Here is a 7,381-nt window from a genome sequence, read left to right on the forward strand (position 1 = left end):
AGACGAAAAGTAGAAAGTTATCTCAAACAATTATTAATTCGTCTTTTACTTTATCGTTATTGGGAAACTGAAAAGGAATTTTGTCAACGAGGTTGGAAAAACGAGATTTCTAATTTTCGAGACGAATTAGAATTTTCTTGTCGTTCTAAAACACTTTATAACTATTTTCTTCATTGTTTAGATTCAGTCTATCTCAAAGCGAGAAAACAAGCAATTCAAAAAACAGGGTTGTTTAGTGAAACTTTTCCTGAACAATGTCCTTTTAGTCCTGAAGATATCCTTAATAGTGACTATTTTCCTGAGATTTGAGTACATTATTACGAAAAAAGAGAACAGGGAACAGAGATTTTTGTTTGTTCCAAAATTGCAACACCTAATGAATTGAGCATGGGGGAAGGGTTTAGGACTATAATAACTCGGCTGGGTATGTATTATAAAAATCATGTGAGCAAGAAGGGCTTGACATATATTAGCAGTTCATGGTAAATTTGTACTATATAACGACATTATAATTTAATTTCCAGTTATAATGAACTTACCCCAGTGGTACAATATGAATTGTATAGAGCTTATATAAAGTCGAAATTTAATTTTATTATCAACGATAATAGTAGTTTATCTGAGGAACTAATATGGCTACAGTATTTGATGTTGCTCGTTATATCCTTGAAAAAAAGGGTGAAATTATAGCAATGAAACTTCAAAAGCTTGTCTATTATAGTCAAGCATGGAATTTAGTATGGGACGAGTCTGAGTTGTTTGAAGAAAGAATTGAGGCTTGGGCTAACGGAGCAGTAGTTCGAGATTTGTATAACGTTCATAAAGGTAAGTTTAAGGTTAATAAGGAATCTTTTACTGAAGGGAATAGCAATGCGCTTACAGATAGCGAAAAAGAGAATATAGATAAAGTCTTAGATTTTTATGGGAATTATACAGCACAGCAACTTAGTGACATTAATCATCAAGAAGATCCTTGGATAAATGGAAGAGGTGATTTACCAGCTATGGCAATCTGTAATAATGAAATAACTAGAGATGCAATTTTTGAATATCATTCTGGAATTTGGAATGAACCAGAATCAGATGAATAAGAAAGAAGAGCGAATTAAGCGACAAAATGAGAAAAAATTAAAAGAACAAGAAAAAAATGTGAAATAATCTCACAATTTGAAGTCCTGTTTAGATTACGATTGGGTACAAGCAGAAGAATTTGGGGAGTTAGAGTCCAACATCACTTTTTCATAGTTTGGTACGAGCGACATCACAAAATATATCCTATTGAGCGTGATTAGTGCGATCGCAAATCTTATAAAATACTTTAATGATGACAACTGTAATTACTCAATCTTTATCCTTAGAAGAGTTTCTTAAACTACCAGAAACAAAACCTGTTAGCGAATACATCAATGGTAATATTATTCTCAAGCCAATGCCAAAAGGGAAGCATAGCCGATTACAGTTGAAACTGTGCAATAGTATTAATGATGTCACCGAAAGCGAAAAAATTGCCTATGCTTTTCCTGAACTGCGCTGTAGTTTTGGTATTCGTTCAATAGTACCTGATGTAGCGGTTTTCAACTGGCCGCGCATTCCCTTTGCTGCTGACGGAGAAGCACCTAATGATTTTCTGCTGTCTCCAGATTGGACAATTGAAATTCTTTCCCCAGAACAAAATTCAAATCGAGTCATAGATAATATTCTTTATTGCCTAAATCATGGTTGTCAATTAGGTTGGTTAATAGACCCACAAGACCGTTCTATTTTGATTTTTCGTCCCAATCAACAACCGGAACTTTTACGAGATGATGTGCGTTTACCAGTGTTAATGGGGATAAATTTAGAGTTAACAGTTACTCAATTGTTTGGTTGGCTGAAAATGAGTAGTTAGATATTTAGATAAACTAAAAATCTAAAATTATATGTCACAACTCCAACGCATTACTATTCATCCTTCTCAACTCCAAGCAACAGAAATTTTATTAACACCTCAACAAAAACATTATTTATTGAGAGTATTAAGGCTGCGGGAAGGTGATAAATTTATTGCAATGGATGGAAAGGGTAAATGGTGGTTATCACAGTTAGAACACTGGCGTAGAATTGCCGCAGAAGCCGCCGAACAATCAGTTTGTTCTAAAAATGTGGAATTAATTTTGCTCAGGTACTTACCAAAGGTAATATAACGGTGACAGTTGTACCACTGCCAGAATCACTGACAACTGTTAAACTACCTCCGTGTAAATCTACACATTTTTTTACCACCACCAAACCTAATCCTGTACCCGGAATATTACGAACATTCTTACCTCGATGAAATGGTTCAAATAATTCATTTTGGTCATTTGTGAGAATGCCAATTCCTTGATCACAAATTTTAATTATTACCTCCCTTTCCTCAAAGATGAGATAAAAATCAACTTGAGTATTTTCCGGTGAATATTTAATAGCATTTGATAACAGATTTCCTAAAATAGAACGTAATAACTTTTCATCTAAATATGCTTGTTCTCTGTTTCCTTCACAAACAAAATTAATTATATGTTCAGAACCATCACTAAGTCTAATTTCTTCAACAAATTGACGACAAAATTTTTCTAAATCTAACTGTGTGGGATTAAATTCTAAATTACCTGTTTCTGCACGATTGATGGTTAAAATATCATCAAGAAGCTGCACCATATTTTTTACAGAATCTTGAATGCGGCGTAAATTGCGAATTCTTTTTTGGTCATCTTGCCAGGAATAGGGAGAATTTTCTAATAATTGAGCAGCAGCTAAAGCAACACTTAATGGTGTCCGAAATTCATGGGATGCCATTGAGAAAAAACGAATTTTCATGGTGCTTAATTCTTTTTCTTTTTCCAATGCTAATCTTACTTCTTCTAATCTTTTTCTTTCGGTAATATCACGACAATTAACAAAGATTTGTGTTAGTTCTGAATTATCAACAAATCTCTGACTAATAGCTTCTAAAGTTCGCCAAGAACTATCCTGATGACGATAACGAAATTCTACAGGTATGGGAACATCAGGATTTTTAATTGCATTGGTAATGTGATAACAAGTAGTGACAAAATCATCAGGATTAATAAGGGTAAAAAAATTCTGATCAATCAGATTAGCAGATTGATAACCTAAAACTTTTTCTACAGATGGACTAATATATTGAATCGTCCCTTTTGTATCTAAAATAGTGATAACATCTAAAGCATTTTCAATCAGCGAACGGAATCTTTCTTCACTACGTTGTAATGCTTGTTCAATTCTTTTGCGTTCTGTAATATCTCTTTGTACTGCTATCCAATGAGTATAGTATCCTGTTTTATCAGCCACAGGAACTACACTAAATTCTACCCAAAATTCCGAACCATCTTTGCGATAGTTAATAACTTCAACTGTAACAGTTTCCCAACGAGAAAGAGCATTTCTCACTTGATCTAAAGCAACTCGATCTGTTTTTGGACCTTGAAGGATACGGGGCGTTTTACCTAACACATCTTCGGAACTATAACCAGTCATGCGTGTAAAAGCTTGATTGATATATAAGATGCGTGGTCCAGGTTTATCTATGGGTTGAAATTCTGTAATTAAAACAGCATCATTAGTATTAACAACAACAGATTGAAGCAACCGCACTTCTTCAGCTTGGCGTTTTTGTTCTGTGACATCTGCAACTACTGCGACTATACCAGTAATTGTTCCATTGCTGTTACGGAGAGGAGCCGCAGAAAAAACAATATCTATCAATGTACCGTCCTTTTTTGGTTGGCGTACTTCTAAGCGGGGAAGAGTGATACCTTGAATGATGCTATCTCTGATTTTTTGATATTCTTCTAATTCTATAGGAATGATGGGGTTAGGTTGATCTAAAATTTCTGCTTCTGTCCAACCAAACATTCTTGCGGACGCAGGATTCCAAATTTTAATATTGTTATCTAAATCTACGGTAAAAATAGCACGGGGTGAAGCAGTAATCAGAGATTCAAGAGTTTGATTTGTGTGACGAAGTGCAGCTTCTGTGCGTTGACGTTCAATAATTTCTGCTCGTAAGGAAATGTTAGTTCGAGCTAGTTCTTCTGTGCGCTGTTGAACTCGGTTTTCTAGTTCTATATTCAGTTCTTGTAGTTGTTCGTAAAGTTCTGACTGTTGAATTGCGATCGCAACTTGATTGGCTAATTGTACCATCAATTCAATTTCCCAAGATTGCCATTCACGGGGTTTTTCACATTGATGAGCAATCAACAAACCCCAAAGATAAGGTTGAGAATGGGGGGGAATATCTCGCACTTCTTGTAATATTGGTACTACTAATTTAGCTTTTACACCAAACTGTTTCACAAAATCTGCTAAACAAGATTCTACATCACTCTGATCTATATTGGTAATAGCGCGAGTTTTTCCTTGAGTATAAGCATGATGATATTCTCTGGGAAATACTTCTTCTGGAAAAGTTTCTCCGAGAATGCAAGGATAATTTTCTGAGACAGTTTCCGTTATGGCACAACCAGTACCATCTTCCCAAATCCGATAAATTAGCACTCTGTCAGCTTGTAGAAACTGTTTTACCTCTGCTACTGTGGTGACTAGCACTTCATCTAAATTCAGGGATTTGCGAATCTGATGAGCTATTTGACTAACTAAACGTTCTCTATCAGTTTGTTGTCGGATAATCTTTTCTGCTCGTTGTCGTTGAGTTATTTGTCGTTTTAGCAGATAGTAAGTTGTGAACAGGGTGATGATAAATAATCCAATTGCAACACCTAATGGATTGAGCATAAGCAAGGGGTTTAGGAATAGGATAACTTTGCTGGGGAATAAATATTCATACTTAATTTTAACGATGAAAATCCCAAATAGCGCAAGCTAACTGAGTATTTACTGAATACTGAACATAAACGCGGTGGGACAAAAGCGAAATTACTACTCCAATTTGGTTATTGTCCTAATAACTGGCAGCAGCTAGAATCAGATATCCGTAAGTTTCATCTAACTGTAGATGTTAATCTGATTAAAGAAACTGCTTATGGTACAAGATATGAAGTGAGTGCAAATCTACTTACCCCTATTAACTTGTGAAAATATAATTTGTGGTTTGGATGCTCCCAAAATATTAATGTGATCTAAATCCTGAGAGGACTACACTATCAGAAAAAAAATAAATCTAGCCTGAAAATGAATTTTCAGGCTGTTATGAAAATTGAGCTTAATTAACTTGATTTTACAAAGAAATTAGACCGTAATAGGACAGAATTACCACAACAGTCCCAAGTGCTATCAGGGTAATTCCTGCGAACCAAGTAGCTGATGAAATCGCTTGGTAAACCTTGGGATATGGATCTTGTTGCCATTTCCACCAATATACCAGAGGAGCTTTAGCTTTGAAGTAGCCCAGTTTTTCTAATTGCTGACGATGGTATTGATCATAGCGAGGAAATTGGCTAAAAGGTAAATCTCCTAGATGACGCTGAGAAATAATCCGCCGACGTTGATAGGGAACAGTATTATCACCAAAACTAGTTTGATATTCTTCACTACTGAGCAGGGCATCAATGAACCCTTGTAACCCTTTAGTACCTATGATAATAGACCAAGCAATTGTTTCTTGTTGATTGTAAACTTTCCGCCCCAGAACACGCTGTACACACATTTCTACAAATCGGTAATTGTTGTTTGTGTCATAGTTGCGTAAACGGAATGTTTCAGACATTACCAATCCGCGAATAAAATCTCTAACGGTAATACTTTTGTGTTTTAACTGAGATTCTAGAGTCAATAAACGGTTACTAACCAGAATTTGTTGTTCGTTAAAAATCTGGCGATAAGCAGCCCAAATCAACTCATTCATTTCTACCGTGGAAAGAGTTCCGTCAGTAGTGTAAAGTTTGGGTTGTTCGTCTCCTGGGATTTCAAATCCTTTAACTCGTTGGTTTTGACTGGAGAGGGGGTAGTTTTTTAAAGCAGTAGTCATGGTGAGATTGTTTAGTAAATAATAATGAACATTTGTAGAAAATTGATAATTAGTAATGGAATCCCTGTTTTTATCCTGTAAATCCTTTAATCCTGGATATCCTGATATGGCTTGCGCCACGCTACACTATCAGACAATTATTCAAAATCATCTGAATCCGTTCTTTAACAACTCGGTCTGATTCTTGCATCATAGCTTGATAAAGGATAGTATTGATTTCCACTGTCGCAACTGCTCCCAAAGAAACCGCAGCCGCATAACGCAATGCCCAATCTTCAGCATTTGATAAAGCCCAAGATAGCTTATCAATTCCTCTTTGTCTTTTTTCGGAATCCGTAGTGGAAATCACCATCTTTTCTAAGCCCCTAGCTGCCACTCGGCGTACATTTCCTTGACAATGATTGGCAATTTCTACACCTACTACATCTACTAATAAATCTAGAGCGAGATCATCGCCAAGATCAGCGAGAATGCTGATAATTTTTGCTTGTTCATTCTGATCTGTACAAGTTTGATAATCCGCAATTAGAGATTCTACTTTTGTGTTCATAATTGGTGATTTTAGGTAAATTAATTTTTTTCTCACGCAGAGGCGCAGAGTCGCAGAGAGAGGAAGAAGAGTTATTAAAGTTGGATTAATAGTTGATCAATGATTTGAAATAGGTTTTGCGTTGATTGTTGTTTTTCTATTTCTGATATATCGCTTTCTAATACTATTTCTAAAATCCGTTTTAGGTTTAATAGTTTAAGGCTATTACCAACTTTTGCTTGCACGATCGCTTCTGCTGCTTCTATATGACCAATTGCTCCTAAATCAAAGGCCGCAGCCCAACGTAAATAGAGATTTTCGTGATTAAGATTTTGAATAATTCGTTCGAGATATTCTGGTTTTTGGGTGATGAGATAAAGATAACGCGCCGCAGCACATTGGACTCTTTCTGAGGAATGTTTTAAAAATGGCTCAATAAGTGGACGTGCTTCTATTACTCGCAATTCTCCCAGGGCTTCTATTAAGGCTTCGTAGGGTTGAGATGTACCAGATTGTAAAAGTTGTAAGAGGGGAGAATTGGCTCTAGCATCACCAATTTTTCCCAATGCCTCAATGACAACTTCCCGAAATTGCTCATCTTCATCACAGTTTAGGGCATTGATGAGGGCTGGTACTGCTTCAATATTTTTGAGTTGTCCTAAAGCGCGAGCAACTTGACGACGTAAGGGATAGCCACCTTGGACTGTCCGATAACGCACATCTTGGAGTTGTTGACAAAGGACTGCACAAGCTGATTGAATTTGATGTTTTCCTAACCACCAAGCAGCATAATATCTAATTTGATTATCCTCTGCATCTAGGGAAGAAATCGCAGTGTCAGGAGAGAGAATTGGTTCAGTTGGAGAAGTAGTAACAACCATAAA

7 protein-coding genes and 2 pseudogenes are annotated in these 7,381 nt (G+C 36.1%); 5 read left to right on the forward strand and 4 right to left on the reverse strand.

Features of this window, described 5'->3' with window-relative positions:
* The 4 genes and pseudogenes from VB711_RS24925 to VB711_RS24940 form a co-directional block, all read left to right on the forward strand.
* The coding region (locus tag VB711_RS24925; RefSeq protein ID WP_323289126.1) for a DUF29 domain-containing protein at positions 1–309 on the forward strand (309 nt) is incomplete at its 5' end.
* A 323-nt stretch (positions 310–632) separates the two neighbouring features.
* Positions 633–1,091, forward strand: coding sequence for a Panacea domain-containing protein (locus VB711_RS24930; protein WP_323289127.1), 459 nt, complete (start codon positions 633–635; stop codon positions 1,089–1,091).
* A gap of 233 nt (positions 1,092–1,324) precedes the next feature.
* Positions 1,325–1,888, forward strand: a complete 564-nt coding sequence (locus tag VB711_RS24935; RefSeq protein ID WP_323289144.1) for a Uma2 family endonuclease — start codon at positions 1,325–1,327, stop codon at positions 1,886–1,888.
* A 31-nt stretch (positions 1,889–1,919) separates the two neighbouring features.
* Positions 1,920–2,084 (forward strand): annotated as a pseudogene (locus VB711_RS24940) (RNA methyltransferase PUA domain-containing protein); the annotation flags it as partial.
* A gap of 73 nt (positions 2,085–2,157) precedes the next feature.
* Here the strand turns inward: VB711_RS24940 and VB711_RS24945 are convergent.
* Complete coding sequence (locus tag VB711_RS24945; RefSeq protein ID WP_323289128.1) at positions 2,158–4,776, reverse strand: PAS domain S-box protein; 2,619 nt, start codon at positions 4,774–4,776, stop codon at positions 2,158–2,160.
* A 93-nt stretch (positions 4,777–4,869) separates the two neighbouring features.
* On the opposite strand from VB711_RS24945, the pseudogene VB711_RS26590 reads away from it, so the two are divergent.
* Positions 4,870–5,076: pseudogene (locus VB711_RS26590) on the forward strand (DUF6883 domain-containing protein); the annotation flags it as partial.
* Between the two features lie 142 nt (positions 5,077–5,218).
* On the opposite strand, the gene VB711_RS24950 reads toward VB711_RS26590, so the two are convergent.
* The 3 genes from VB711_RS24950 to VB711_RS24960 form a co-directional block, all read right to left on the reverse strand.
* Positions 5,219–5,968 carry a phycobilisome rod-core linker polypeptide gene (locus VB711_RS24950; RefSeq protein WP_323289129.1) on the reverse strand — a complete coding sequence of 250 codons (750 nt, stop codon included), beginning with the start codon at positions 5,966–5,968 and terminating at the stop codon, positions 5,219–5,221.
* A gap of 121 nt (positions 5,969–6,089) precedes the next feature.
* Positions 6,090–6,518: a HEAT repeat domain-containing protein gene (locus tag VB711_RS24955; protein ID WP_323289130.1), complete on the reverse strand. Its 429-nt coding sequence runs from the start codon at positions 6,516–6,518 to the stop codon at positions 6,090–6,092.
* Positions 6,519–6,592: 74 nt separating this feature from the next.
* Entirely contained in the window at positions 6,593–7,378 is a 786-nt protein-coding gene (locus VB711_RS24960; protein WP_323289145.1) for a HEAT repeat domain-containing protein, read from the reverse strand.
* Positions 7,379–7,381 lie beyond the last annotated feature (3 nt).

Origin of the sequence: Cronbergia sp. UHCC 0137, from assembly GCF_034932285.1 — a bacterium.
Classification (GTDB): Bacteria; Cyanobacteriota; Cyanobacteriia; order Cyanobacteriales; family Nostocaceae; genus Cronbergia.